This window comes from Flavobacterium sp. (assembly GCF_039930565.1).
In the GTDB taxonomy this organism is placed as follows: domain Bacteria; phylum Bacteroidota; class Bacteroidia; order Flavobacteriales; family Flavobacteriaceae; genus Flavobacterium.
In genome coordinates, this window is record NZ_JBDTTP010000061.1 from 1 (window position 1) to 24,709 (window position 24,709).

A 24,709-nucleotide genomic window follows, 5' to 3' on the forward strand; every position below is an offset into this window, starting at 1 on the left:
ATTTTACAAGATCAAAGTTCATTAACATAAAGCTGTAAGCTCCCATGTTTTTAGGCTCTTCCTGTGCCCAAACATAATCATCAGCGTTTGGATATTGTGCGATAATGGCTTTTAATTGCTCAACAGGCAAAGGGAATAATTGCTCGATACGAACAACTGCAACATCATTTCTTCCGTTATTTTCTCTTTCAGCCACAATATCATAATAGAATTTACCGGTAACGAAAACTAATGTTTTCACACCTTTCTTATCCACTATTTTGTCATCGATCGTTTCCTGGAAGCTTCCGTTTGCTAATTCTTCGACTGAAGAAACGCATCTTGGATCACGCAACAAACTTTTTGGAGAGAAAACGATCAATGGTTTACGGAAATTCGTTTTCATCTGCCTTCTTAACAAGTGGAAGAAATTCGCTGGTGTTGTACAATCGGCAACATACATATTTTGTCTGGCGCACAATTGCAGGTAACGCTCCATTCTTGCTGAAGAGTGCTCAGCACCCTGACCTTCGTATCCGTGAGGCAATAATAAAACGATACCATTTTGGTTGTTCCATTTGTCTTCACCACAAGAAATATACTGGTCGATCATAATTTGTGCCCCATTACTGAAATCACCAAATTGCGCTTCCCAAATAGTAAGTGCATTTGGATTTGCCAAAGCATACCCATAATCAAATCCTAAAACCCCGTATTCTGATAAAAGAGAATTGAAGACTCCGAATTTTCCTTTTTTGTTTTCTATTTTGTCCAGTAATATTACTTCTTCTTCAGAATCCTCTACTTTAACAACCGCATGACGGTGTGAGAAGGTACCACGCTCAACATCCTGACCTGAAATTCTGACATCGAATCCTTCAGTTAAAAGAGTTCCATAAGCTAAAGCTTCGGCTGTTCCCCAATCTAAGGTGTTGTTGTCATATCCGGTTTTTCTGTCTGATACAATTTTGGTTATTTTGTTGATGAATTTCTTATCTGATGGTAACGTTGATATTGTAGTTATGATAGAGTCCAATCCTTTTTTATCAAAAGAAGTATCTACCTTTTTTAACATCACATCATCAGAAACCTGCTCAAATCCTTTCCACTCATTTTGCATAAATGGCGTTATAATTGTCAAATCTTTTTTACGGGAAGCTTCTAAATTCTCCTCCATAACTGATTTGTATTCTTTTTCAAGAGCATTTACATAAGTTGCATCAATTACGCCGTCAGACAATAATTTCTCTGCATAAATATCTCTTGGATTCTTGTGTTTTGCAATGATTTTATATAAAACAGGCTGTGTAAAACGAGGCTCATCACCTTCGTTATGACCGTATTTTCTGTATCCTAACAAATCGATAAATACGTCACGTCCGAATTCCATTCTGTAATCTAATGCAAAAGATACTGCATGTACAACTGCTTCGGCATCATCCGCATTTACGTGTAATACAGGTGAAAGTGTTACTTTGGCAACATCTGTACAATACGTTGAGGAACGGGCATCTAAATAATTTGTGGTAAAACCAACCTGATTGTTGATAACGATATGAATGGTACCTCCGGTTTTGTAACCGTCTAATTGTGCCATCTGGATAATTTCATACAAAATACCCTGACCTGCAATTGCAGCATCACCGTGAACGGCGATTGGTAATACTTTTGAGAAATCGTTAGGAAAATGTTTATCCTGCTTGGCTCTTGTAATTCCTTCAATTACTGCTCCAACCGTTTCTAAGTGGGATGGGTTTGGTGCCAAATTGATGTTGATATTTTTTCCTGATCTTGTTTTTTTATCGGCTGTAACCCCTAAGTGGTATTTTACATCTCCGTCAAAATATTCCTGATCATAATCCTTACCGTCAAATTCACTAAAGATATCCTGAGTTGATTTTCCGAAGATGTTGGCCAAAACGTTCAAACGGCCACGGTGTGCCATTCCCATTACGAATTGCTCCACCCCTTTTTCGGCAGCTTTTTCAATCAAAGCGTCCAAAGCGGGAATAATAGTTTCTCCACCTTCTAATGAAAAACGTTTTTGACCCACATATTTAGTATGTAAAAAGTTCTCGAAAGAAACGGCCTGATTTAATTTATTAAGGATATTTTGTTTTTCTTCTGTAGAGAAATCAGGCTGATTGTTGTTAATGCCTAATTTATCCTGCATCCATTTTATAACACCAGGATTTCTGATGTACATATATTCAACACCAATATGCTGACAGTAAACTGCCTTCAGACGGGTAATAATATCCTGCAATATACAAGGCGCAACACCTATAACCTGTGCCGCATCAAAAACAGTTGACAGGTCAGCTGTCGTTAATCCGAAGTTCTCAATATCCAAAGTTGGAGATGAAGTTCTGCGGTCACGAACCGGATTTGTTTTAGTGAATAAATGACCACGTGTGCGGTAGCCTTCAATCAATTTCAATACATTAAACTCTTTTTGTAATTTTTCAGAAACCTTACTGTAGTCAGTATTGTCATTAGTCACATATTCAACGATTTGCTGAACTGGATTTTCGTCATTATAAGTAGTCATTCCAAAGTCGAAACCCTGAAAAAAACTTCTCCAGCTTGGCTCAACGCTATCCGGATTTACTAAATATTGATCATATAACTGTGCAAAAAACTCTGTATGTGCTGCATTTAAAAATGAAAACCTATCCATAATATGTTGAATATACTTTTTGTTAAATAGAATGGCAAAAGTACAACAATCGATATTATTTAAAGGTTTTTTTTACGTACTTTTACGTAAAAATTTGTTAAAAATAGCCTAAACTATGAAGAAAATGCATTTTTCAATCGTTTTCAAATCATTTTTTGTGATTTTGATCAGCCTGTTTTCAAATCTTATGAGTGCACAGGAAGAAAATAATGTAATCGATAACAATAATCAATTTTGGGACAGAGTTCAGTTTGGAGGAGGATTGGGTCTAGGAATCGGTTCAGGTTATACTGATATTTCTGTAATGCCGAGTGCCATTTATAATATTAATGAAATTGTGGCAGTTGGTGTTGGTCTGCAATTTGGATATTTATCGTCTAAAAATTACTACAGCTCCTACGTTTACGGAGGAAGTATTTTAGGATTAGTAAATCCAATTCCTGAGATTCAGTTATCTGCAGAACTGGAACAGGTAAGAGTTAATACTGATTATAAAGCCAATAACAACAGACCTTCATTTTCTGATGATTATTGGAATACCGCTTTGTTTCTGGGAGCAGGTTACAGAACCGGAAGCGTAACTGTCGGGGCTCGTTATGACGTTTTATTTAATGATGAAAGGAGTCTTTACGGTTCTGCCTTTATGCCTTTTGTGAGGGTTTATTTTTAATTAAAATTTGCTATTAATCACTATTTTCCAAATGTCACTTTAGAAGTAGCTGAATAAAAATTGTTTAATATATATCTTTAACATTAAATATAAATCGGTCATTTGGATCCCATATATAATCATCTATTGAACACTTATATCCTCTTATCCATAATTTTCCATCAATTTTTCTAAGATAGAACCCTTTTGGAAAATCATCATCATCAATAATAGGTCTTGAAAATACAGTTAAGGATCCGGCTGGATTTTTGTTCTTTTCCTGATTTAAAACTTTTATTTCTTTTTGACTAGTAAGCATAAGTCTTAAATACACTGCTGTTTCAAGAGGGCACTCAGATAATCCAAAGTTTTTTAAGCTATCTTTTATTTGTAACATTGTTGCGCCTTTTGGAAAACCTAATTCTTTTATGGATAACTCTATAACTAAAATAGAATGTTTTTGATTTGAAGTTTGAAAAAATTCACTTAAAAAAATAATTTGAGCAAATTCATTAAGCATTATTCCTTGAAGTCTCAATCTTTCTAATAATGCTTCTTTAGAAAAACCGCCATACTCAACGATTAACTTACTCTTCAAATGATTATTTAAGATGCTCATGTTATAAGAATATTTATTTGATAAAAATTATTACAAAACTCATGTTCATAAATCATTTATAATAATTCCTAAACCAAACTTTCTGCCATTCTCTTTTCAAAATCAAAAAAGAAACTTCTTTAGCCAAAATAACCAAATCAGAACCGTCTAACTTTTTTATTTCGATTTCAGAAACATCTATGATATAAAGCAGATTGAGATATTCAGCAAATTTGTACTGAATCATCCTGTAGATTTTTTCGTGCAGCTGGATCTTTAATTCATCCGGAGAAATGCTTAAGGGAAAATCGATTCCTTCATTTGCCAGATTAAAATCCTTGTTGATTTGCTCGATCAGATTAAGATATAATACCTCTGCTTGTGCCTGTGCTAACAGAGATTCAGTATTTATAGGTGCTACAAACATAATTATCAATTTCAAAATTCAATGGCAATTACAATTTTCAATTTTTTTGATTGATTTTGAAATTGTTATTGATATTGTTTTAAACTTTTCTTCCCATTAAGTTTTCTCCAAATGCTTTCAGGATACTTTTCTTTTCAGCATTAAGATCCATTTTTTCTAACGTTTCGAAAGCTTTAAAAGTATATTTCTCTATTGCTTCCTGCGTTGCTTTTGAGGCTCCTGATTCATTAAAAATTGCTTTTGCTTTTGCAATTTTAGTCGAATTATCTTCTAATTGCAAACTGAATAATTGTTGTAATTCAATACTGCTTTCATCCGAAGAAAACTCAAGTGCTTTTAAATATAAATAGGTTTTTTTATTCTCAATAATGTCACCACCAACTTGTTTTCCAAAAGTTTCAGGATCTCCAAAAGCGTCGAGATAATCATCCTGAAGCTGAAATGCCAATCCTAAATTCAATCCGAAATCGTAAATTAAGTCGGCTTCTTTTTCAGGTGTTTTAGCTACAATAGCACCCATTTTCATAGCTGCAGCAACTAAAACCGCCGTTTTATATTCGATCATTTTCAGATACTCATGAATCGTAACATCATTTCTTTCTTCAAAATCAACATCCCACTGCTGTCCTTCGCAAACTTGAAGGGCCGTTTTACTAAACAATTTTGCCAGATCCCTAAAGATAACAGGCTCATATTGTTCAAAATACTGATAAGCAAGAATCAGCATTGCATCTCCGGAAAGAATTCCGGTATTGATATTCCATTTTTCATGAACTGTTACTTTTCCTCTTCGTAAAGGAGCATCATCCATAATGTCATCATGAACCAATGAAAAATTATGAAAAACTTCAACCGCCATGGCTGCCGGAAGGGCTATTGTGTAATCAGCATCAAATACCTCAGTTGCCATCAAAGTTAATACCGGGCGCATACGTTTACCGCCAAGATTCAAAATATAAGTAATAGGCTCATAGAGGTTTTTAGGCTCTTTATTTATGTTTTGGCTTTTTAAATAACTGATAAAAAATTCCTGATACTGACTAATATGGTGCATAAAATGAAAATCTGATTAACGTTTGCCAAAGATACAATTCAAATATTAATTATTGCATCCAAAATTTATTAGCCGTTCAACAAAAAAAAATTAAAAAAAAACATGGAAACTTTTTTGGTGTTTCAAGTTTCCTGTTTATATTTGCACCCGAAAGGAAACTTGAAACACCAAAAAAGTTTCCTAATGATTTTCGAATAGTTTTAACTAACAAAACCAATACTTATGAGAACTACATGGACCTTAGATTCTAGCCAGTCGGATGTTTTAATAAAAATGAGACATTCGATAATTGCATATTTAGGAGGAACTACAAATAAATTTGGTGGTTATGTAAATATCGAAAACAATGAAGTAGAAGATGCATCAGTAGAATTCTCCTTAGACATAAATAATAAAAACGACAGTTTTCAACAAATTGACACTTATTTACAGCTTCAGGATCTATTTGATGTAAATGAGTATCCGATAATTAGTTTCAAATCGACTTCGTTTCAGAAAGTCAATAACAATATCAATTTTTTTAAAGGCGACTTAACCATTAAAGATGTTACCAAGGTGGTTGAACTTGAAGCGGAATTCATTGGAGTGAATAATTATAATGGCGGCAAAAAAGTAGCATTTGAAATTAAAGGAGATATCAAACGTCAGGATTTTGGTCTGGATTATCATTCTTATAATCAAAATGGTGGTCTGGCATTGGGAAAAGACATTAAGCTTATTGCGAATCTTGAATTTTGCATATAAGTTATATATAAATTTAATATTTAGGTTTCGGAATTATAATGTAAATGCAATTTAAAATTAAATGAAAGAGAAAATCATAGCAAAAGCAAGTGATCTATTTTTAAAACTAGGTTTTAAAAGTGTTACAATGGATGACATTGCAGGTGAAATGTGTATTTCAAAAAAAACTATTTACAAATATTTCTGCAATAAAGAGATTTTAATTGAAGAAAGCACATCGTTGGTTCACAGACAGGTTCATGAAATAATCGATACCATTGTTGCTAAGAATCACAATGCCATTCATGAAAATTTTGAAATTAGGGAAATGTTCCGAAATATGTTTAAAAACAATATTGATGCCTCTCCTATTTACCAACTAAAAAAGCACTATCCGGAAATATATCACAACGTAATGTCTCAGGAAATTGATCAGTGCAGTCAATGGTTTAAAGAAAATATTGAAAAAGGAATTCGTCAAAATTTATACCGTGCGGATTTGAATAAAGATATATATGTAAAATTTTATTACACTTTGATTTTTCATATTAATGAAACTACGGTTTCAGAAAGAGAATCTCAGGAAATAGAGTTGGAAGCATTAGAATATCACACCCGGGCAATGGCTACTCCTGAAGGGATAACTGAATTGGAAAAACAATTAAAAAATTTACGTAATTAATAAAAAAGAAAGACAATACCATCCAATTAATAAATAAACATTAACTCCATATGAAAAGAATAGTTCTCCTATTTTTGTGTACAATTGCCCTGTCGGCAAATGCACAAGTCACAACATTAACCCTAAAAGATGCTGTTACATATGCGCTTCAAAATAAAGCAGATGCAAAAAAAGCAAAATTAGAAGTTGAAAACAGCGAATATCAAATTCAGGAAATTCGTTCCAGAGCGTTACCTCAAATTTCTGCTAACGGAAGTTTAACCCACAATCCTATTATACAAACAACTGTTATTGATGGTGCCGGATTTGGTGCGCCGGGAACAACTATTCAGGCTGCTTTTGGGCAAAAGTGGAGTTCTGTTGCAGGAGTTTCGTTAAATCAGGCGATATACGATCAATCGGTATTTATTGGACTGAAAGCAGCAAAATCTACTCGAGAATTTTATCAGATCAATGCGCAATTAACCGAAGAACAACTTATAGAAAAAGTGGCTAATGCTTATTATCAGGTATATGTTACCCGTCAGAACTTAACTGTTTTAGATAATAATTTAAAAAACACTACCAAAGTTAAAGACATTATTAAAGGCCAATTTGACAATGGTCTGGCTAAAAAAATTGATTTAGACAGAACTTTAGTTCGTGTTTCTAATATCAATACGCAACGTCAGCAAACTTTGAATGCCGTAGCACTTCAGGAAAATTCTTTGAAATTTTTGATGGGAATGCCTATTGCAACTCAAATTTCTATTCCGGAAACGGAGTTTGAAGTGACACCAAATGTACTTTCAGAAGTTGCGGATATCACTACAAGAACAGAATACTTATTACTAAAAAAGAACGAACAACTTTTAGAATATCAGAAAAAATCTGTTGAAGCGGCCTATTATCCAACACTTTCTTTAACAGGAAGCTACAATTACATTGGTCAGGGTCCTGAAATGCCATGGTTTAAAAAACCTTCTGATGGGGTTTATTGGTCTGATTATGCTTCTGTTGGTTTAAATTTACACGTACCAATTTTTACCGGATTTGGAACACGTGCAAAAGTTCGTCAGGCGAATAACAAATTAGAATCGATAAAAGTAGATTTAGAAGAAACTAAATTGGCATTAGATTTAGAATATGAAAATGCGAAGACTCAAATTGAGAATAGCCTTATATCAATCAACAATCAAAAAGAAAATGCACAATTGGCTCAGGAAGTTTTGACTAATACAAACAATAACTACATTCAGGGATTGGCTTCTTTGACTGATTTATTGGATGCAGAAAACGAATTGATAGCAGCACAGAACAATTATACTACAGCTTTATTAGATTACAAATTAGCAGAAATCGCATTGATCAAATCCAAAGGACAACTTAAATCACTTACAAATAACTAGACGAAAAATGAAAAAAATTATAACAACCGTACTTTTAATTATTGCTGCTTTGGTAGTAATAGGATATGTTTTAACCAAAAACAAAACAGAAAACAAAGCCAAAACTGACGTAGTTGCGGAGAAAAATGCTGCTGTTTCCGTAAAAACGGCGCAAGTAAAAACAGAAGAAGTTAGCTTAGATTTTCTGGCTAATGGAAATTTTGAACCGATTCAGGAATTAACTTTCTCTGCAGAAAAATCAGGAAAAGTAATTAGCGTTCTGGTAAAAGAAGGTGATTATGTAAACGTTGGACAAACCTTATTAACCGTTAGAGGAGATGTTATTAATGTAAATGCACAAACTGCAAAAGCTTCTTACGATAATGCAAAAGCAGATTATGCGCGTTATGAAAATGCTTTTAAAACAGGCGGTGTAACTAAACAACAATTGGATCAGGCAAAACTAAGCTTAACCAATGCTCAGGCAAATCTAACTCAGGCAAACATAAATGTTGGGGATACAAGAGTAAAAGCGCCAATAAAAGGTTTTATCAATAAAAAATATATTGAGCCAGGTTCTATATTATCAGGAATGCCAGCTACTGCATTGTTTGATATTGTAAATGTTTCTTCATTAAAGTTGAAAGTTAACGTGAACGAAACTCAGGTGGCAAGCTTGAAAAAAGGAAATGCTGTAATTGTTACTTCTAGTGTATTTCCAGATAAAATTTTCTCAGGGAAAATTACATTTATTGCTTCAAAAGCAGATGAAAGCCTGAATTTTCCTGTAGAAATTGAAATTGCGAATAATGCTGATAACAGCTTAAAAGCAGGAATGTACGGAACAGCAAGTTTTGGTTCTAAACAAAAACAAACTTTAAAAGTAGTACCTAGAAATGCATTTGTCGGAAGTGTGAGCAGCAACCAAATCTTTGTGGTAGAAAACAATATTGCCAAATTGAAAAAAGTAACTGCAGGTAGAATTTTAGGAGATTTGGTAGAAATAGTGGACGGATTATCTGATGGAGATACTGTAATTATTACAGGACAAATTAACTTACAGGACGGTAATGCAGTAGAGGTTATCAAATAGTAATTAGTGAGTGGTGAATAGGTCTAAACGCACTACTTAATTCTCACTTCACTTTTTACTTCTCACTTTTTAAAATAAATATATGAAATTAGCAGAAATATCCATAAAACGTCCGTCGTTAATTATTGTACTCTTTACAATATTAATAATTGGTGGACTGTTCAGTTATAGTCAATTAGGCTATGAACTGATTCCTAAATTCGAACAAAATGTAATTACTATTTCAACTACTTATCCGGGAGCTTCTCCAAGTGAGGTAGAAAATACGATTACCAAAAAAATGGAAGATGCGATTGCATCCTTGGAAAATATCAAAAAGATTGATTCCAAATCCTACGAAAGTTTGTCAGTTGTATCTATTTCATTGACTTCTACAGCTAACGTTGATGTTTCGATGAATGATGCACAACGAAAAATTAATGCCATCATTAGTGACTTGCCAGAAGATGCCAAAACACCATCACTTAGTAAATTTTCTTTGAGTGATTTACCAATTATGACTATTGGTGCCAATGCAAAAATGGATGAAGCCACTTTTTATGATTTGATTGATAAAAAAATTGCTCCCGTTTTATCTCGTGTTCCCGGTGTAGCACAAGTAAATATTATTGGAGGTCAGGAACGTGAAATTCAGGTAGATCTTGATGCATCAAAAATGCAGGGTTACGGACTTTCTGTTCCAGAGATACAACAAAATATTTTGACATCTAACTTGGATTTCCCAACAGGAAACATTCAAACTCGTGATCAAAAAATATTGATTCGTCTGGCTGGAAAATACAAAAACGTTGAAGAACTAAGAAACTTAGTGGTTTCTTCCAAAGGTGGAATTCAAGTTCGTTTAGGAGATATTGCAGATGTACAGGATGCTCAAAAAATTGCTGAAAAAATTTCGAGAGTAAATCAAAAAAGCGCTATTATTCTTCAGGTAATCAAGCAATCGGATGCCAATGCGGTTGCCGTAAGTGAGGATTTAACCAAAAGTGTTCAAAAATTGCAACTGGATTACAAAACCAATCAATTAAAACTGGAAATTGCCAAAGATAGTGCTGTTTATACCTTAGAAGCTGCAGACTCTGTAATTCACGATTTATTGATTGCAGTAGTTTTGGTAGCCTTTGTGATGTTATTTTTCCTGCACAGTATTCGTAACTCATTGATTGTAATGGTTTCGATTCCTGCTTCGTTAATTGCTACTTTTATTGGAATTTATCTTTTAGGATATACCTTAAACTTAATGAGTTTATTAGGATTATCCCTTGTCGTCGGTATTCTGGTCGATGATGCTATTGTGGTATTGGAAAATATTTACAGGCATATGGAAATGGGCAAAAGCCGAATTCGTGCCGCTTATGATGGAACTGCCGAAATTGGAGGAACTGTAGTTTCGATTACTTTGGTAATTGTGGTGGTATTTTTACCAATTGCAATGAGTTCTGGATTAGTTTCTAATATTATCACGCAGTTTTGTGTAACGGTAATTATATCTACCTTATTCTCTCTTTTGGCTTCGTTTACTATTATTCCCTGGTTGTCTTCCCGATTTGGAAAATTAGAACACATTGAAGGTAAAAACTTATTCGGAAGAACAATACTTGGTTTCGAAAAATTACTAACCCGTTTTACCAACTGGGTTACTAATTTATTAAACTGGTGTCTGGATCATTATGTTAAAACTTTTGTAGTGGTGCTCCTATTGTTTTTTGGAACTATCATTCCATTATTTGGAGGAGGATTTATTGGAGGAGAATTTTTTGCAAAATCAGATAGTGGAGAATTTTTAGTTCAAATAGAAATGCCAAAAGATGCATCGTTGGAACAAACCAACTTTATGACTCAAAAAGCAGAAGCCTATTTAAAAAGTCAAGAATATGTTTTTAGCCAAATTACAACAGTAGGACAAACTTCTGAAGGTTTTGGAGCTGCTCAGGCTACTGCTTACAAAGCGGAGATTAACGTAAAAATGATTGATCAAAAGGAACGTACAGATGATGCGTCGGTTTATGCGGCAAAAATCAAACGTAAATTAGAAAAAGTTTTGGTCGGTGCCAAAGTAAAAACGGTTCCGGTTGGTATTTTAGGAACAGCAGAAAATGCTACTTTAGGATTAATTGTAACGGGACCATCAACCCAAGAAGCAATGAAATTCGCTAAATTGGCAGAAGCTGAATTGCGTACCATTCCAGGAACTACAGAAATTAAATTAACGGTTGAAGACGGAAACCCAGAAGTAAATGTTCAGGTAGATCGTGATAAAATGGCCGCATTAGGATTAAGCCTTCAAACGGTAGGTATGACCATGCAAACTGCTTTTAGTGGAAATACTGATGGTAAATTTAGAGCTGGAGAATACGAATACGACATCAATATCAAATACAATGCTTTCGACAGAAAAAACATTACTGATGTAAGCAATTTGATTTTCATCAACAATGCAGGACAACAAATAAAACTGACCCAATTTGCAACTATTTCAGAAGGTTCAGGACCAAGTCAATTAGAACGTAGAGACAAATCGGCTTCGGTAACGGTTCAGGGACAAAATGTAGGAGTTGCTTCCGGAACTATTGTAACCCAATGGCAGGAAAAATTAGATAAATTAGAAAAACCTGTTGGTGTAAATTACATCTGGGGTGGAGATCAGGAAAACCAAAGTGAAGGTTTTGGTACTTTAGGAATCGCTTTATTGGCCGCTATTATCTTGGTTTATTTGGTAATGGTTGGTTTGTATGACAGCTTTGTGCATCCATTCGTAGTATTGTTTGCCATTCCGCTTTCGTTCATTGGTGCACTTTTAGCCTTGGCTTTAACCAATAATACCTTGAACATCTTTACCATTTTGGGTATCATTATGTTGATTGGTCTGGTGTGTAAGAACGCCATTATGTTGGTCGATTACACCAACCAAAGAAGAGCAGAAGGCGAATCTATCAGAAGCGCTCTAATTCAGGCAAATCACGCTCGTTTACGTCCGATTTTGATGACTACCATTGCGATGGTATTTGGTATGTTGCCAATTGCATTAGCATCCGGAGCAGGAGCAGAATGGAAAAATGGTTTGGCCTGGGTAATTATTGGTGGATTGATTTCGTCTTTATTCCTTACGCTTGTTGTGGTTCCGGTAATTTATTTAATTATGGAAAAAATAATCGCTAAAGTATCTAAAGGAGAAAAAGTAGATTACGAAGCTGAAATGGTTGCCGATTATGAGCATACCGAACTAAGCGAAGACGGTTTTAACCCAAAACATACGCATTAATTTTTTTATTTAATTTTTATACTGAAAACCTGTTCATTGAATTGAACAGGTTTTTTTTTATTAAATTTAATACTACTGAAAAATTTTAATGTTTTATTTAGAATAAATAAAAATAATTTGGTTTGTGTTATTTCAACACCTAAATTTGCGCTATCAAAAACAATTCTAAATAAGATGAAATTAAAAATCACAGTGCCACTATTTGGTTTATTCTTTATTTTGCTAGCTAGTACAAATGTTTTGTCTCAAGAGAAAGCAACGATTAAAGGAAAAATAAATTTAAATAATAATGAATCTCCAGAGGGGATTTCTGTTGCTGTAAAAGGAACCAGATGGGGAACAACAACAGATGGTAATGGAAACTATAAAATTAAAAATGTAAAAGCCGGAACTTACATTATTAGGGTATCTGCTGTTGGCTATTTAACTTCAGAGAAAAAAACGATTATAACCGAAGGTCAGGAAATAACAGAAAACTTCAATTTAACTTCAAACTCAGAAGAACTTACAGAAGTTGTAATTAATAGTGGAAAAACAAATCATTTCGCCCGAAAAGAAACAAAACAAGTGTCAAGATTACCTCTCAAAAATCTTGAAAACCCACAATCCTATACTACTATTACAGGAGAATTATTAAAAGAACAAGTAGTAACTAATTTTGATGATGCCTTAAAAAATGCATCTGGTATTACTCCTCTTTGGGCTGCTACAGGACGTGCCGGAGATGGAGCTGCATATTATTCATTAAGAGGATTTCCTGTTCAGCCTACAATGGTTAATGGTTTACCTGGTTTAACAAATGGAAGTTTAGATCCTGCAAATATTGATAAAATTGAAATCATCAGAGGTCCATCCGGAACTTTGTTTGGAAGCAGTTTAATTTCTTACGGAGGATTAATCAATACCACTACAAAAAGACCATATAAAACTTTTGGAGGAGAAGTAAATTATACTACAGGAAGTTATGCTTTAAATCGTGTAACTGTCGATCTCAATACACCTCTTAACGATAAAAGAACCCTAAATTTTAGGATAAATTCAGCATATAATCATCAAAATAGTTTTCAGGACGCTGGTTTCAAAGAATCGTTTTTCATAGCCCCTTCATTATCTTATGAAGTAAACGACAAACTATCATTCTTAGTTAATACTGAATTTATGAGCAGCGAATCTACCAACCCAACTATGTTGTTTTTAGATAGAGCTGCTCCACTAAGAGTTCATAATATTGATGAATTAAATTATGACAACAAACGTTCTTACACTAGTAATGAACTTACCATGAAAACACCTTCTTATAACATTCAGACTCAGATGAATTATAAATTCTCAGATCAATGGAGTTCTCAAACTGTGTTTTCTAATAGTTCAGCTAAATCTAAAGGAAATTACACCTATTTATATGAAGGTACCAGTAATAAGGCTTTTGCCTCAATTACAGAGGGAATTGTTTTGGCTCGCTTTTTTACCGATCAGGACAATCAAAATATAACAACAGACATTCAACAAAACTTTAATGGCGATTTTAAAATTGGAAGTTTGAGAAATAGAATTGTTGTAGGTTTTGATTATTTCAAGAGAACTGCTACCGATCGTAGTACTGCATATTATGGAAATGGTTATATCTATATTGGGAATGATCTGGCCTCTTTTAATGCGATTTACGGACCAACAAATGGTGACACCGGAAATTTAACAAAAGTTGGGTCTGATGCAATTATTGCAAATGATACGAGAAACGATAATAATACAAAACAAGAAACTTACAGTGCATACGTTTCTAATGTAATCAACTTTACACCTGCATTATCAGCTATGTTAAGTTTGCGCGTTGACCGCTTTATGAATGCTAAAAATGACGGATACAACCAAACTGGTTTGTCTCCAAAATTTGGACTTGTATATCAGCCAATTCTGGATAAGGTTTCTGTTTTTGCAAATTATATGAATGGATTTGTTAACGTTGCTCCGGGTCAAAATCGTCAGGCTACTATTATAACACCATTAGTTTTTAATCCTGAACATGCAGATCAGTTTGAAGTAGGAACTAAATTGAATCTTTTTAAAGATAAACTTTATGCTACTTTTAGCTACTATGATATTAAAGTTACCGATCAGGTTTATGTTGTAGAAACTCCCTATATAGATCCAGATGATCCAGGAGCCGAATTACCAAATAATCAGACTACTTATCAGGATGGAGGTCAGAAAAACAAAGGTTTTGAAGCAGAATTTGTTGCAAGCCCAATAAATGGTTTAAACATTGTTTTTGGATATAGTTATAATGATGCCGTATTAACAAAAGGAGATGCTGACTTCGTAAACCGCAGATCTGAAAATGCAGGACCTAAAAATCTGGCAAACCTTTGGACCAGTTATAAATTTACAAATGGTTTCCTGAGAGGATTTGGTTTAGGTTTTGGAGGAAATTATGTGGGTGATAATATGATCATGAACAGAAAAGTTGCAGGAACATTTACAATTCCTGAATATACCGTATTAAACTCATCTGTTTTTTATAACGCAGAAAAATTTATTGTAACAGTTAAAGTAAATAATATTGCAAACAAAGAAATTTATGATGGTTGGTCTACTATACATCCTAAAGATCCTAGAGCAATTGCGGCAAGCTTTACCTATAAATTTTAGAAAAATAAACAAAAACATCTTTCTGTTAAACAGAAGGATGTTTGTAATTTTAAAGCCATGATAACAATTGCAACACTTATCGTTTTTTTAGCTTTTTACACTTTATATTACACCTCAAAAAGAGCTGCCTTATCCTATGATTTAGGTTTTGAAAAATGGATGCAAAAAAATCCAAAACCAACCAAAATCACTGGATTATTACTTCTTTTACTGGCCTACGTTTTATGGCTTTTTACACAATCATTATGCTGTGGTACCCTGATGTTTTTTATTCAGCTCATGGCCATTGGAAGTTTGATAATTATATTAATGCCACTAAAAAAAGTGAGCAGCAAAATTATTTTATTACTTTTTGTAATTACCGCATTATTAGAATTCTATTACAACTAATTGTCCCGAACCATGCCGGCAAATCCAAAATACTTAACACAATCTAAATGGCAGCGTTTCGCCAAAATAACGGCAGCCATTTTAGGCGGCTATTTTGTTTCGGTAACTTTTCATTTAGCTTTAGCAGTCTGGTTCAATCGGGCAAACATTCTTATGACAATGGCTTTTAGTGGTTTTATACTCTGGGTTGTACTTATGGTTATAGCTTTTTTAGCAAAAAGCGGATGGAAAATTTGGGGAATTTATCTTTTCATTACATTAATTTGCTCCCTTATTATTTATTTGGGTAAAACCTATAATCCAATGGATCTTTAAAACATGAACAATCGTCACTATAATATCTATTTTCATACCCATACTGTTAGCGGAATCGTTATTAGCGTGGTGCTTTTTGTGATTTTTTTCGCTGGATCTTTTTCTTTTTTCAGGGATGAAATCATCAATTGGGAAAGAAGCGAATCTACGGCTATTACCAAAGGAATACAGTTAGATTACAATACTGCTTTAGACACACTGGATAAACAATATATCTTGCATGGAAGAAATATTACCATTTCCAAACCAAGCAATGAGAGAAGGGTTGCTGTTTATTTAGAAGGCACAAAAGACACACTGGCTCCTGCCAAACAAAAGGAAGGTCAATTTTTTTATCTGGATTCTAAAAATTTCAAATCCTACACCTACGAAGAATCTTATTCCTTAGGTGAATTTTTATATCGCTTGCATTTTCTGGCACAAATTCCGTATCCTGTTGGATATTATCTTTCAGGATTCATAGCCTTGTTCTTTTTATTTGCTATCGTTACCGGAGTTTTGGTACATTGGAAGAAAATCGTTTCTAATTTTTATGTTTTTCGTCCTAAAGAAAAATTAAAAACACTTTGGACAGATGCTCATACTTCACTAGGAATGCTTGGTCTGCCTTTTCAGTTTGTTTATGCCGTAACCGGAGCTTTTTTTATGATTAAACTGCTAATTGTCGCACCTGCTGTCATGGCTTTGTACGATGGTGATCAGGATAAACTCTACAAGGAATTAGAATATAATGATCCTGATTATAAATATGAAAATAAAAAATTAGCAACCCCGTTTGATATTGATGAACTCGTTGCCAAAACTAAAAACAATTGGAGCGATTTCGAAATTACCCGCGTTTTTATTCAGAACTATGGAGATGCCAATATGCACGTATTGGTAGAAGGCGAATTAGCAAGTCACAAAAAATTTACGGGAATAGGAAAAGTGGTTTATCGTATCTCGGACGGAAAAGAAATTGCAAAGAAAAATCCTGAAACGCAAAACAATTATTTAGATGCTGTAAAAAATGTTTTATATCGCATTCACTTTGGTGATTACGGAGGATATGCCTTAAAAATAGTAAGTTTTATTTTGGGAATTATTACCTGCTTTGTAATTATTTCAGGTGTGATGATTTGGCTCGTTGCAAGAGACAAGAAAAATATGCCCGAAAAGAAACGTCGTTTCAACGAAGCAGTAGTTCATATTTATCTGGCGATTTGCTTAAGTATGTATCCTGTTACTGCACTTTCATTTATTGGAACAAAACTTTTCTATCCGTTGAGTCAGTCAAATTTATTCACACTGTATTTTGGAGTATGGCTTTTGCTGATAATCTTTTTTCTTATTATAAAAAATAATGCTTTCACCAATAAATTTTGTTTGATTTCCGGAAGTATTTTAGGATTTTTAATTCCAATCACAAACGGAATTGTCAGCGGTAATTGGCTTTGGAATTCTTTCATCCAAAACCAAATTCAGATTTTCTTTGTAGATGCCTTTTGGACTATCCTATCGTGCATTACACTTTACGTTGCTATTTCTTTAAAACCAAAAGAGAATTAAAAAAAAAGCAAAACAAAAAAAGGAGAAAATTTTAATAAAATTTTCTCCTTTTTTAATTAACTAATAATCATCTTAATTTCTATTTGCCACAATCTTTTCTTCTAAATTTCTAACAGAATTAATTCTGCTTTTATAATAATCTACCTGGCAAATATTATTATCATTGAAGTAAATCCATTTTCCTGTTTTTAATCCGTCTGTATATTCAGCAATGGCTTTTTTATTTCCATTTTCATCATACGATACCCAAAGGCCATCCAATTTACCTTCTTTAAAAAAACCTTCTTGTTGCACTTTCCCGTTTTCATAATAGTAAGTTGCCCTTACTTTATTTCCAACTGCTTCTAATTCAGGTTTTGTCTCTTGTGCAACTACAATTCCAGAGAACAATATTGCAACTAAAATTACACACTTTTTCATATCTTGTAGGTATTAATGTTATCAAATCTTTACCAAATATATATAAATGTTTACATTAAAAAAACTTTTACTTAACAATTTGGTAACATTGAGTAAAAGCTTAACATTGGGAATCAATCATAAACAAAAAAACCAATGCTGAAGCACTGGTTTTACTGGTGTTTTTAAAAAAATTAAAAAATCACGATAACGTTGTATATTTGAAAGAATTATTTCAATAAAGTATCTAATTGGGTTTGAAGTTCTGGAGAAGAAGGTCTTGAAGCATCAGATTCTAAAATATTTCCGTTAGGATCAATCAAAATAAATCTCGGTATACCCGTTACGCCATAACTCGTGACAAATGCAGATTCCCAATCTTTGTCAGCAAATAATTGTACTCCTCCTAAATTCTTGTCCGCAACAAATTTTTTCCATTTTTCATGATCTTTTTCCTTGTCTATTGAAACACTTACAAATTCAATATTTTTCCCATGATATTTTTCTTCAATTTTCTGCAGAAAAGGAATTTCAGTTCTACAAGGTCCGCACCAGGTTGCCCAAAGATCTATGTAAACATATTTTCCTTTTAAATCGGAAAGTTTTGTTTTTCCACCTTTGAAATTTTCATAATCAAAGCCCGGGGAAGGTTTTCCTTTCAGTTTATTAGCCTTAGAAACACTTTCATAAGATTGGGCTGCATATTGATTAAATTGTTCAAATGAATTTTTTAAAGCTGTTTTAAATTCAGGATCATAATTCCCTTTATCAACACTTTCAATATCCGATTTTTTCTTTGCTTCTAATAAAGCAGCAAATTCTGCAGTCTCTTTTGAAAAAGCTTCATTTTGAAATTTTTCATCTTTTAAAGCATGCTGAGCCAGAAAGTTACTTTCATCTACACCTTTACCTTTGTAAACAATTGTTTCATCAAATTGTTTAGCATCCATGGTCAGGTTTACCTCAGAATTTGGTTTTAGATATAAATTAGAAGACTCCTTTCCATCTGTAAACATATAAAACCCCTTTGGAGCTTCAAAAGTGGCAGCGAAAATTTCTTTTTTGTTAATTGGAATAACCTGAGTAAAATTATTCGCCCCTCTAATAACCAGAGTGTCGCTGTTTCTATTGGCAATTTTAGCAGTAAATTTTATTTGATTTTTTGTCTGTGCATTGAAACCAATAGCACTAAAAACAACAAAAGCTACAAGAAAAAAATTTTTCATAATTGATATTATTTGTTTTAAACAGCTCAAATCTAAAGAAATTTTATGTTCGAAATTTACCTGTTAACAAAATATTTTATTTTAATCCTTATCAAGTTGCACACTTTACTATATTAATTTGAATTTTGTGTTTACTTTTGCAGTCTAAAATTTTGATCAATGTATAGAAGTCATAATTGTGGCGAATTAAATGCCTCAAACATTAATACGGAAGTTACGCTAGCGGGTTGGGTACAAAAATCACGCGATAAAGGATTTATGAATTGGGTTGACTTACGTGACCGTTACGGAATTACACAACTTATCTTCGACGAAAGCCGTACTGATAAAACCGTTTTTGAACTGGCTAAAACACTTGGTAGAGAGTTTGTAATTCAGGTAAAAGGAACTGTGATTGAGCGTGAAGCCAAAAACAAAAACATTCCGACCGGTGAGATCGAAATTTTAGTTACAGAATTAGCGATTCTAAATGCCGCATTAACGCCTCCTTTTACAATTGAAGATGAAACAGATGGCGGAGAAGATATCAGAATGAAATACCGTTATCTGGATATCAGAAGAAATCCTGTAAAAAACAGTTTGTTATTTCGTCATAAAGTAGCGATGGAAGTTCGTAAATATTTATCTGATTTGGATTTTTGCGAAGTAGAAACTCCTTATTTAATCAAATCTACTCCTGAAGGTGCCAGGGATTTCGTTGTTCCAAGCCGTATGAATGAAGGACAGTTTTATGCTTTACCACAATCTCCGCAAACTTTCAAGCAATTGTTGATGGTGGGCGGAATGGATAAATATTTTCAGATTGTGAAGTGTTTCCGTGACGAAGATTTACGTGCAGACCGTCAGCCTGAATTTACCCAAATCGATTGCGAAATGGCATTTGTGGAACAAGAAGATATTTTGAATGTTTTTGAAGGATTGACAAGACATTTATTAAAAGAAATTAAAGGTATTGACGTAGATAAATTCCCAAGAATTACCTACGATTATGCCATGAAAACATATGGAAATGACAAACCGGACATTCGTTTTGGAATGGAATTTGGAGAATTGAACGAATTTGCACAACATAAAGATTTCCCAATATTCAATGCTGCAGAATTGGTGGTTGGAATTGCAGTTCCCGGAGCAGGAAATTATACGCGTAAAGAAATTGACGGATTGATTGACTGGGTTAAACGTCCGCAGGTTGGCGCATCAGGAATGGTATATTCAAAATGCAATGACGATGGAACTTTTAAATCATCTGTAGATAAATTCTACGATCAGGACGATTTAGCACAATGGGCAAAAATTACAGGTGCAAAACCCGGAGATATGATTTTTATACTTTCTGGTCCTGCAAACAAAACCCGTGCACAGCTTTCAGCACTTCGTATGGAATTGGCAACTCGTTTAGGATTACGCAAGCCGGAAGAATTTGCACCATTATGGGTTGTAGATTTCCCGTTATTAGAACTTGACGAAGAAAGCGGTCGTTATCATGCGATGCACCACCCGTTTACTTCTCCAAAGCCGGAAGACATGGCTTTGTTGGAAACAGATCCGGGAAAAGTTAGAGCGAATGCTTATGATATGGTATTAAATGGAAATGAAATTGGTGGAGGATCAATTCGTATTCATGATAAAGCGACACAGCAATTGATGTTTAAATACTTAGGTTTTACCGAAGAGGAAGCAAAAGCACAATTTGGGTTCTTAATGGATGCCTTTCAGTTTGGAGCGCCACCACATGGAGGATTAGCTTTTGGACTAGATCGTTTAGTAGCTATTTTGGGAGGTCAGGAAACTATTCGTGATTTTATTGCGTTCCCAAAAAACAATTCGGGCAGGGATGTCATGATTGATGCGCCTTCAACTATAGATGAATCACAGTTAAAAGAATTACATATCCGCATTAACTAAATCTATTGTAAAACTAACCCAACCAACCAATTATGAAAATACTAAAAATTGCATACCTGATAATACTCTTGTATTTTGTTAGTTGTTCTTCCGATGAGAATCAAGCAGAAGAGAGTAATATTAAAAGTTATCACTACACCTACATGGATTATTTAAAGGTTTACTATGTTCCATCAGGTTCGCCTCAGTCAAATGGGGCTGCAGGATCTGTTAAGTTAGAATACGATTCTCAAAATCGAATAATTAAAAGAATTGGAGGTTTAAGCCCTCTTCCAGCAAGCATAGGATTCGAAGCTTACCTTTTTTCAGATGAAGTAATAGAAGATATCGTTTATACCAACAATGAAATTAAAATAACTAAAAATATAGATTTATTTTTTCAGAGAAAAATGATTCTAGACAATAAAAACAGGATAATTAAAAAAATAATATTCAACAAAGAGTCTCAACTTAACGATAGTATATTTTATACCTACAACAATTTAAATCAAATTGAGGAAACTTTAAAACTATATGCAAGACCCAACAATTATCAATACAAGTTTTACCAAAAAGCAATGTATTATTATAATCAAAAACAAAATTTAGATAGTATTGTAACCGTTAATTTTGAGGAAGGGCCAAATGTTACAGGAACCGACGTATATAGAACTGTTGAGAAATTTAGCAATTATGACAACGCAACCAACCCACTCAAAAAATTAATAATTTTTGATGAAACGTATTTTAGAGCATTATCAAAAAATAACTATGCTAAATACGAATATCTTAAATACTACAACAATGAATTAATACAACAAAATACTTCAAATTATAATTATAGATATGATGCTTCTGGCAACATAAATTATGATTTTGTAACAGGTTCTTAAAAATAAAGGTAACAAATTAATTCATGAATTTAATTTACTTTCGTGCAAGAAAATAAATGATAATTGATTTATTTTTTTAAAATTTACAAAAAACTAATTAAGTAATCTGTTTATTACAAGAAAAAAATATTGAAGTTATTTTATCCCTAATAAATGATTCATATTCGAGGAATATTTATATTCCAATTGGCTAAAAAAAAACCGAATACACTGGAAATCAATATTTTTTGCAAAAAAATATTTGTATATTGTTTTTTGTATGAATTTATATCTTACATTTGCTTTATTATAAATTATTATTACAATTACAATGCGTACAGGTACAGTAAAATTTTTCAATGAATCTAAAGGTTATGGATTTATTACAGACGAAGAAACAGGAAAAGACATCTTCGTTCACGCTTCAGGAATTAACGCGGAAGAATTACGCGAAGGTGACCGAGTAAGCTACGAAGAAGAAGAAGGAAGAAAAGGGAAAGTTGCTGCTAAAGTAGCAGTTATCTAAGAAAAATATAGCAATTTATTTTTTTTGCCTCTGAATGGTTCAAAAACGTTTCGATTTATTTCGAAACGTTTTTTTTTGCGTTCTTGTTAAAAAAATCTAAAAGTTTAGTTTATTATTTATAATGAATAAAAATTACACTTAATCGCGATCTCGTACTGTACTTAAATCCTTTTTTAGCTTGTGATTTACAGAGTTGAAAGCTATCTTTGTGGCTATTTTTTAAGTCAAAAACCTAAGTTTATGCAATCTGATCAATACAGTTATCTTCCTATTTTAATGCAGCTTATTCTGGCTGTTGGTTTTGTGGTAGGAACTATCATTATTTCCGGAAAATTAGGCCCTAAAAGAACTTCTGAAACTAAAGATAAAAACTTCGAGTGCGGAATCGAATCTGTCGGAAATGCCCGAATTCCTTTTTCAGTAAAATATTTCCTTGTTGCTATTTTATTTGTATTGTTTGATGTAGAGGTAATTTTCCTTTATCCATGGGCAGTAAACTTCAAAGAACTGGGAATTGAAGGAATGTTAAAAATGATTGTTTTTATGTCTTTGCTTTTAGTTGGTTTTTTCTATATCATCAAAAAGAAAGCATTGGACTGGGAATAAAAAATATTTATTTTAAATCATAATGCTGAATTATAAATATTTGAATATTCAAAATTATAATTCAAAATTCAAAATAACACACAAAATGAGCGATTCAAATGTAAATATGGTTGCCCCTCCGGAAGGTGTTGTTGGTGAAGGTTTCTTTGCCACAAAACTAAATGATGTTGTAGGTATGGCACGCGCGAATTCTCTTTGGCCTTTACCTTTCGCAACTTCTTGTTGCGGAATCGAGTTTATGGCAACAATGGCTTCACATTACGATTTGGCACGATTTGGTTCTGAGCGTGTGAGTTTTTCTCCTCGTCAGGCAGATATGCTGATGGTAATGGGAACGATATCTAAAAAAATGGCGCCAATCTTACGTCAGGTTTACGAACAAATGGCAGAGCCCCGCTGGGTAATCGCTGTTGGTGCCTGTGCTTCATCTGGTGGAATTTTTGACACTTACTCTGTTCTTCAGGGAATCGACAAGGTTATTCCGGTTGACGTTTACGTACCGGGATGCCCTCCAAGACCGGAACAAATTGTTGATGGTGTAATGAAACTTCAGGAATTGGTGAGAAGTGAGTCTGTGAGAAGAAGAAGCTCTCCGGAATACCAAAAATTATTAGCTTCCTATAACATTTCATAAGATGGCTTTAGAAAACAACCTTATTCAGGATAAACTTGTAGAAACATTTAATGAAAGTGTTTTTAATTTCCAACAGGAAAGAGATATTTTCTCATTAGAAACTTCTGCTGACAAAATCACAGCATTAATTCTTTTTCTAAAAAATGACGCCGATTTACGTTTTCACTTTTTAACAGATTTATGTGGAATTCATTATCCGGATAATGAGTCGGAGCGTCAGTTTGCCATTGTGTATCATCTGCACAACTGGTACGAAAACAAACGTATCAAAATCAAAGTGTATCTTAACGGCGAAAAGCCGGAGATAAAAACAATTTCAAATATATTTTTGAGCTCCAACTGGATGGAAAGAGAAACATACGATTTCTTTGGCGTGAACTTTATTGGTCACCCGCAATTGAAACGTATTTTGAATATGGATGAAATGATCTCTTTTCCAATGCGAAAAGAATTCCCATTGGAAGACAGCGGAAGGACGGATAAAGACGACAGATTCTTTGGAAGAACAACGATCAATGCATAATTAACAATTTATAATTGATAATTATTACGCAATATAAAACAAAAATTAATAGTTAATTGGAAAATATCAATTATCAATTATCAATTTTTAATTAAAGATGTCAGAACTATTATTATCACCAGAGCATCGCTATGCTAAAATAATTACAGAAAGACTAAACGAAGACGGAAGCGAGCTTTCGGTACTGAATTTAGGCCCTACACACCCGGCAACTCACGGTATTTTTCAAAATATCCTGTTGATGGATGGTGAAAGAATTCTTGAGGCTGAACCAACTATTGGTTACATTCACAGGGCTTTCGAAAAAATTGCCGAAAATCGTCCTTTCTACCAGATTACCCCTCTTACAGACCGTATGAACTATTGCTCCTCTCCTATCAACAACATGGGATGGTGGATGACTTTAGAGAAGTTATTAGGTATTGAAGTTCCAAAAAGAGCTCAATATTTAAGGGTAATCGTAATGGAATTGGCGCGTATTACAGATCACTTGATTTGTAATTCGATTTTGGGTGTTGATACTGGTGCCTATACTGGTTTCTTATACGTTTTTCAATTTAGGGAAAAAATCTACGAAATCTACGAAGAAATTTGTGGTGCCCGTTTGACAACCAATATGGGAAGAA

General features: G+C 33.5%; 22 protein-coding genes and 1 pseudogene. 17 read left to right on the forward strand and 6 right to left on the reverse strand.

Translation table 11 applies throughout. The features are described 5' to 3' along the window. Positions 1-2,659, reverse strand: a 2,659-nt coding sequence (locus tag ABI657_RS14250; RefSeq protein WP_348097938.1) for a 2-oxoglutarate dehydrogenase E1 component, incomplete at its 3' end; no start/stop codon positions are given. A 115-nt stretch (positions 2,660-2,774) separates the two neighbouring features. On the opposite strand from ABI657_RS14250, the gene ABI657_RS14255 reads away from it, so the two are divergent. Then, positions 2,775-3,329: a hypothetical protein gene (locus ABI657_RS14255; protein ID WP_348097939.1), complete on the forward strand. Its 555-nt coding sequence runs from the start codon at positions 2,775-2,777 to the stop codon at positions 3,327-3,329. Positions 3,330-3,393: 64 nt separating this feature from the next. On the opposite strand, the gene ABI657_RS14260 is transcribed toward ABI657_RS14255, so the two are convergent. From ABI657_RS14260 to ABI657_RS14270, 3 genes are all read right to left on the reverse strand, one after another. Next, positions 3,394-3,927: a hypothetical protein gene (locus ABI657_RS14260; protein WP_348097940.1), complete on the reverse strand. Its 534-nt coding sequence runs from the start codon at positions 3,925-3,927 to the stop codon at positions 3,394-3,396. Between the two features lie 52 nt (positions 3,928-3,979). Further along, on the reverse strand, positions 3,980-4,333 hold the full coding sequence (locus ABI657_RS14265) for a hypothetical protein (protein WP_348097941.1): 354 nt from the start codon (positions 4,331-4,333) through the stop codon (positions 3,980-3,982). A 79-nt stretch (positions 4,334-4,412) separates the two neighbouring features. Next, positions 4,413-5,387, reverse strand: coding sequence for a polyprenyl synthetase family protein (locus tag ABI657_RS14270; protein ID WP_348097942.1), 975 nt, complete (start codon positions 5,385-5,387; stop codon positions 4,413-4,415). A 222-nt stretch (positions 5,388-5,609) separates the two neighbouring features. On the opposite strand from ABI657_RS14270, the gene ABI657_RS14275 reads away from it, so the two are divergent. The 9 genes from ABI657_RS14275 (at position 5,610) to ABI657_RS14315 (ending at position 17,413) form a co-directional block, all read left to right on the forward strand. Beyond that, the gene (locus tag ABI657_RS14275; RefSeq protein WP_348097943.1) at positions 5,610-6,131 is read left to right on the forward strand and encodes a YceI family protein; all 522 of its coding nucleotides are present in this window, start codon (positions 5,610-5,612) and stop codon (positions 6,129-6,131) included. 61 nt (positions 6,132-6,192) lie between these two features. Continuing rightward, positions 6,193-6,792 carry a TetR/AcrR family transcriptional regulator gene (locus ABI657_RS14280; protein ID WP_348097944.1) on the forward strand — a complete coding sequence of 200 codons (600 nt, stop codon included), beginning with the start codon at positions 6,193-6,195 and terminating at the stop codon, positions 6,790-6,792. Positions 6,793-6,842: 50 nt separating this feature from the next. Next, a complete protein-coding gene (locus ABI657_RS14285) occupies positions 6,843-8,180 on the forward strand; it encodes a TolC family protein (protein ID WP_348097945.1) in 1,338 nt (445 codons plus the stop codon). Positions 8,181-8,187: 7 nt separating this feature from the next. Continuing rightward, complete coding sequence (locus ABI657_RS14290; RefSeq protein ID WP_348097946.1) at positions 8,188-9,252, forward strand: efflux RND transporter periplasmic adaptor subunit; 1,065 nt, start codon at positions 8,188-8,190, stop codon at positions 9,250-9,252. Between the two features lie 82 nt (positions 9,253-9,334). After that, on the forward strand, positions 9,335-12,511 hold the full coding sequence (locus tag ABI657_RS14295) for an efflux RND transporter permease subunit (RefSeq protein WP_348097947.1): 3,177 nt from the start codon (positions 9,335-9,337) through the stop codon (positions 12,509-12,511). 174 nt (positions 12,512-12,685) lie between these two features. Further along, positions 12,686-15,160, forward strand: a complete 2,475-nt coding sequence (locus ABI657_RS14300) for a TonB-dependent receptor (protein WP_348097948.1) — start codon at positions 12,686-12,688, stop codon at positions 15,158-15,160. 57 nt (positions 15,161-15,217) lie between these two features. Further along, a complete protein-coding gene (locus ABI657_RS14305) occupies positions 15,218-15,550 on the forward strand; it encodes a hypothetical protein (protein WP_348097949.1) in 333 nt (110 codons plus the stop codon). Positions 15,551-15,562: 12 nt separating this feature from the next. Next, entirely contained in the window at positions 15,563-15,865 is a 303-nt protein-coding gene (locus ABI657_RS14310) for a hypothetical protein (RefSeq protein WP_348097950.1), read from the forward strand. A gap of 3 nt (positions 15,866-15,868) precedes the next feature. Beyond that, entirely contained in the window at positions 15,869-17,413 is a 1,545-nt protein-coding gene (locus tag ABI657_RS14315) for a PepSY-associated TM helix domain-containing protein (RefSeq protein ID WP_348097951.1), read from the forward strand. 72 nt (positions 17,414-17,485) lie between these two features. On the opposite strand, the gene ABI657_RS14320 is transcribed toward ABI657_RS14315, so the two are convergent. Beyond that, positions 17,486-17,833, reverse strand: a complete 348-nt coding sequence (locus ABI657_RS14320) for a membrane-binding protein (protein WP_348097952.1) — start codon at positions 17,831-17,833, stop codon at positions 17,486-17,488. Positions 17,834-18,042: 209 nt separating this feature from the next. Further along, complete coding sequence (locus tag ABI657_RS14325) at positions 18,043-19,038, reverse strand: TlpA disulfide reductase family protein (RefSeq protein ID WP_348097953.1); 996 nt, start codon at positions 19,036-19,038, stop codon at positions 18,043-18,045. 159 nt (positions 19,039-19,197) lie between these two features. On the opposite strand from ABI657_RS14325, the gene aspS reads away from it, so the two are divergent. From aspS to ABI657_RS14360, 7 genes and pseudogenes are all read left to right on the forward strand, one after another. Then, complete coding sequence (gene aspS, locus ABI657_RS14330; RefSeq protein ID WP_348097954.1) at positions 19,198-20,943, forward strand: aspartate--tRNA ligase; 1,746 nt, start codon at positions 19,198-19,200, stop codon at positions 20,941-20,943. 32 nt (positions 20,944-20,975) lie between these two features. Then, positions 20,976-21,815, forward strand: a complete 840-nt coding sequence (locus ABI657_RS14335; RefSeq protein ID WP_348097955.1) for a hypothetical protein — start codon at positions 20,976-20,978, stop codon at positions 21,813-21,815. A gap of 310 nt (positions 21,816-22,125) precedes the next feature. Continuing rightward, positions 22,126-22,320, forward strand: coding sequence for a cold shock domain-containing protein (locus tag ABI657_RS14340; protein ID WP_007137066.1), 195 nt, complete (start codon positions 22,126-22,128; stop codon positions 22,318-22,320). Between the two features lie 240 nt (positions 22,321-22,560). Continuing rightward, a complete protein-coding gene (locus ABI657_RS14345; protein WP_243233845.1) occupies positions 22,561-22,926 on the forward strand; it encodes an NADH-quinone oxidoreductase subunit A in 366 nt (121 codons plus the stop codon). 85 nt (positions 22,927-23,011) lie between these two features. Continuing rightward, positions 23,012-23,560 (forward strand): NADH-quinone oxidoreductase subunit B, encoded by a 549-nt coding sequence (locus ABI657_RS14350; RefSeq protein WP_348097956.1) that lies wholly within the window; start codon positions 23,012-23,014, stop codon positions 23,558-23,560. A 1-nt stretch (position 23,561) separates the two neighbouring features. After that, the gene (locus tag ABI657_RS14355) at positions 23,562-24,083 is read left to right on the forward strand and encodes an NADH-quinone oxidoreductase subunit C (RefSeq protein WP_348097957.1); all 522 of its coding nucleotides are present in this window, start codon (positions 23,562-23,564) and stop codon (positions 24,081-24,083) included. A 97-nt stretch (positions 24,084-24,180) separates the two neighbouring features. After that, positions 24,181-24,709 (forward strand): annotated as a pseudogene (locus ABI657_RS14360) (NADH-quinone oxidoreductase subunit D); the annotation flags it as partial.

Excerpts from the sequence above, each read along its gene's own strand:
- ABI657_RS14285 (WP_348097945.1), top strand. The coding sequence starts at position 6,843 with ATGAAAAGAATAGTTCTCCTATTTTTGTGTACAATTGCCCTGTCGGCA.
- ABI657_RS14270 (WP_348097942.1), bottom strand. The coding sequence starts at position 5,387 with ATGCACCATATTAGTCAGTATCAGGAATTTTTTATCAGTTATTTAAAA.
- ABI657_RS14320 (WP_348097952.1), bottom strand. The coding sequence starts at position 17,833 with ATGAAAAAGTGTGTAATTTTAGTTGCAATATTGTTCTCTGGAATTGTA.
- ABI657_RS14290 (WP_348097946.1), top strand. The coding sequence starts at position 8,188 with ATGAAAAAAATTATAACAACCGTACTTTTAATTATTGCTGCTTTGGTA.
- ABI657_RS14350 (WP_348097956.1), top strand. The coding sequence starts at position 23,012 with ATGAGCGATTCAAATGTAAATATGGTTGCCCCTCCGGAAGGTGTTGTT.
- ABI657_RS14335 (WP_348097955.1), top strand. The coding sequence starts at position 20,976 with ATGAAAATACTAAAAATTGCATACCTGATAATACTCTTGTATTTTGTT.
- ABI657_RS14310 (WP_348097950.1), top strand. The coding sequence starts at position 15,563 with ATGCCGGCAAATCCAAAATACTTAACACAATCTAAATGGCAGCGTTTC.
- ABI657_RS14275 (WP_348097943.1), top strand. The coding sequence starts at position 5,610 with ATGAGAACTACATGGACCTTAGATTCTAGCCAGTCGGATGTTTTAATA.
- ABI657_RS14265 (WP_348097941.1), bottom strand. The coding sequence starts at position 4,333 with ATGTTTGTAGCACCTATAAATACTGAATCTCTGTTAGCACAGGCACAA.
- ABI657_RS14260 (WP_348097940.1), bottom strand. The coding sequence starts at position 3,927 with ATGAGCATCTTAAATAATCATTTGAAGAGTAAGTTAATCGTTGAGTAT.
- ABI657_RS14345 (WP_243233845.1), top strand. The coding sequence starts at position 22,561 with ATGCAATCTGATCAATACAGTTATCTTCCTATTTTAATGCAGCTTATT.
- ABI657_RS14355 (WP_348097957.1), top strand. The coding sequence starts at position 23,562 with ATGGCTTTAGAAAACAACCTTATTCAGGATAAACTTGTAGAAACATTT.
- ABI657_RS14255 (WP_348097939.1), top strand. The coding sequence starts at position 2,775 with ATGAAGAAAATGCATTTTTCAATCGTTTTCAAATCATTTTTTGTGATT.
- ABI657_RS14315 (WP_348097951.1), top strand. The coding sequence starts at position 15,869 with ATGAACAATCGTCACTATAATATCTATTTTCATACCCATACTGTTAGC.
- aspS (WP_348097954.1), top strand. The coding sequence starts at position 19,198 with ATGTATAGAAGTCATAATTGTGGCGAATTAAATGCCTCAAACATTAAT.
- ABI657_RS14300 (WP_348097948.1), top strand. The coding sequence starts at position 12,686 with ATGAAATTAAAAATCACAGTGCCACTATTTGGTTTATTCTTTATTTTG.
- ABI657_RS14295 (WP_348097947.1), top strand. The coding sequence starts at position 9,335 with ATGAAATTAGCAGAAATATCCATAAAACGTCCGTCGTTAATTATTGTA.
- ABI657_RS14340 (WP_007137066.1), top strand. The coding sequence starts at position 22,126 with ATGCGTACAGGTACAGTAAAATTTTTCAATGAATCTAAAGGTTATGGA.
- ABI657_RS14325 (WP_348097953.1), bottom strand. The coding sequence starts at position 19,038 with ATGAAAAATTTTTTTCTTGTAGCTTTTGTTGTTTTTAGTGCTATTGGT.
- ABI657_RS14305 (WP_348097949.1), top strand. The coding sequence starts at position 15,218 with ATGATAACAATTGCAACACTTATCGTTTTTTTAGCTTTTTACACTTTA.
- ABI657_RS14280 (WP_348097944.1), top strand. The coding sequence starts at position 6,193 with ATGAAAGAGAAAATCATAGCAAAAGCAAGTGATCTATTTTTAAAACTA.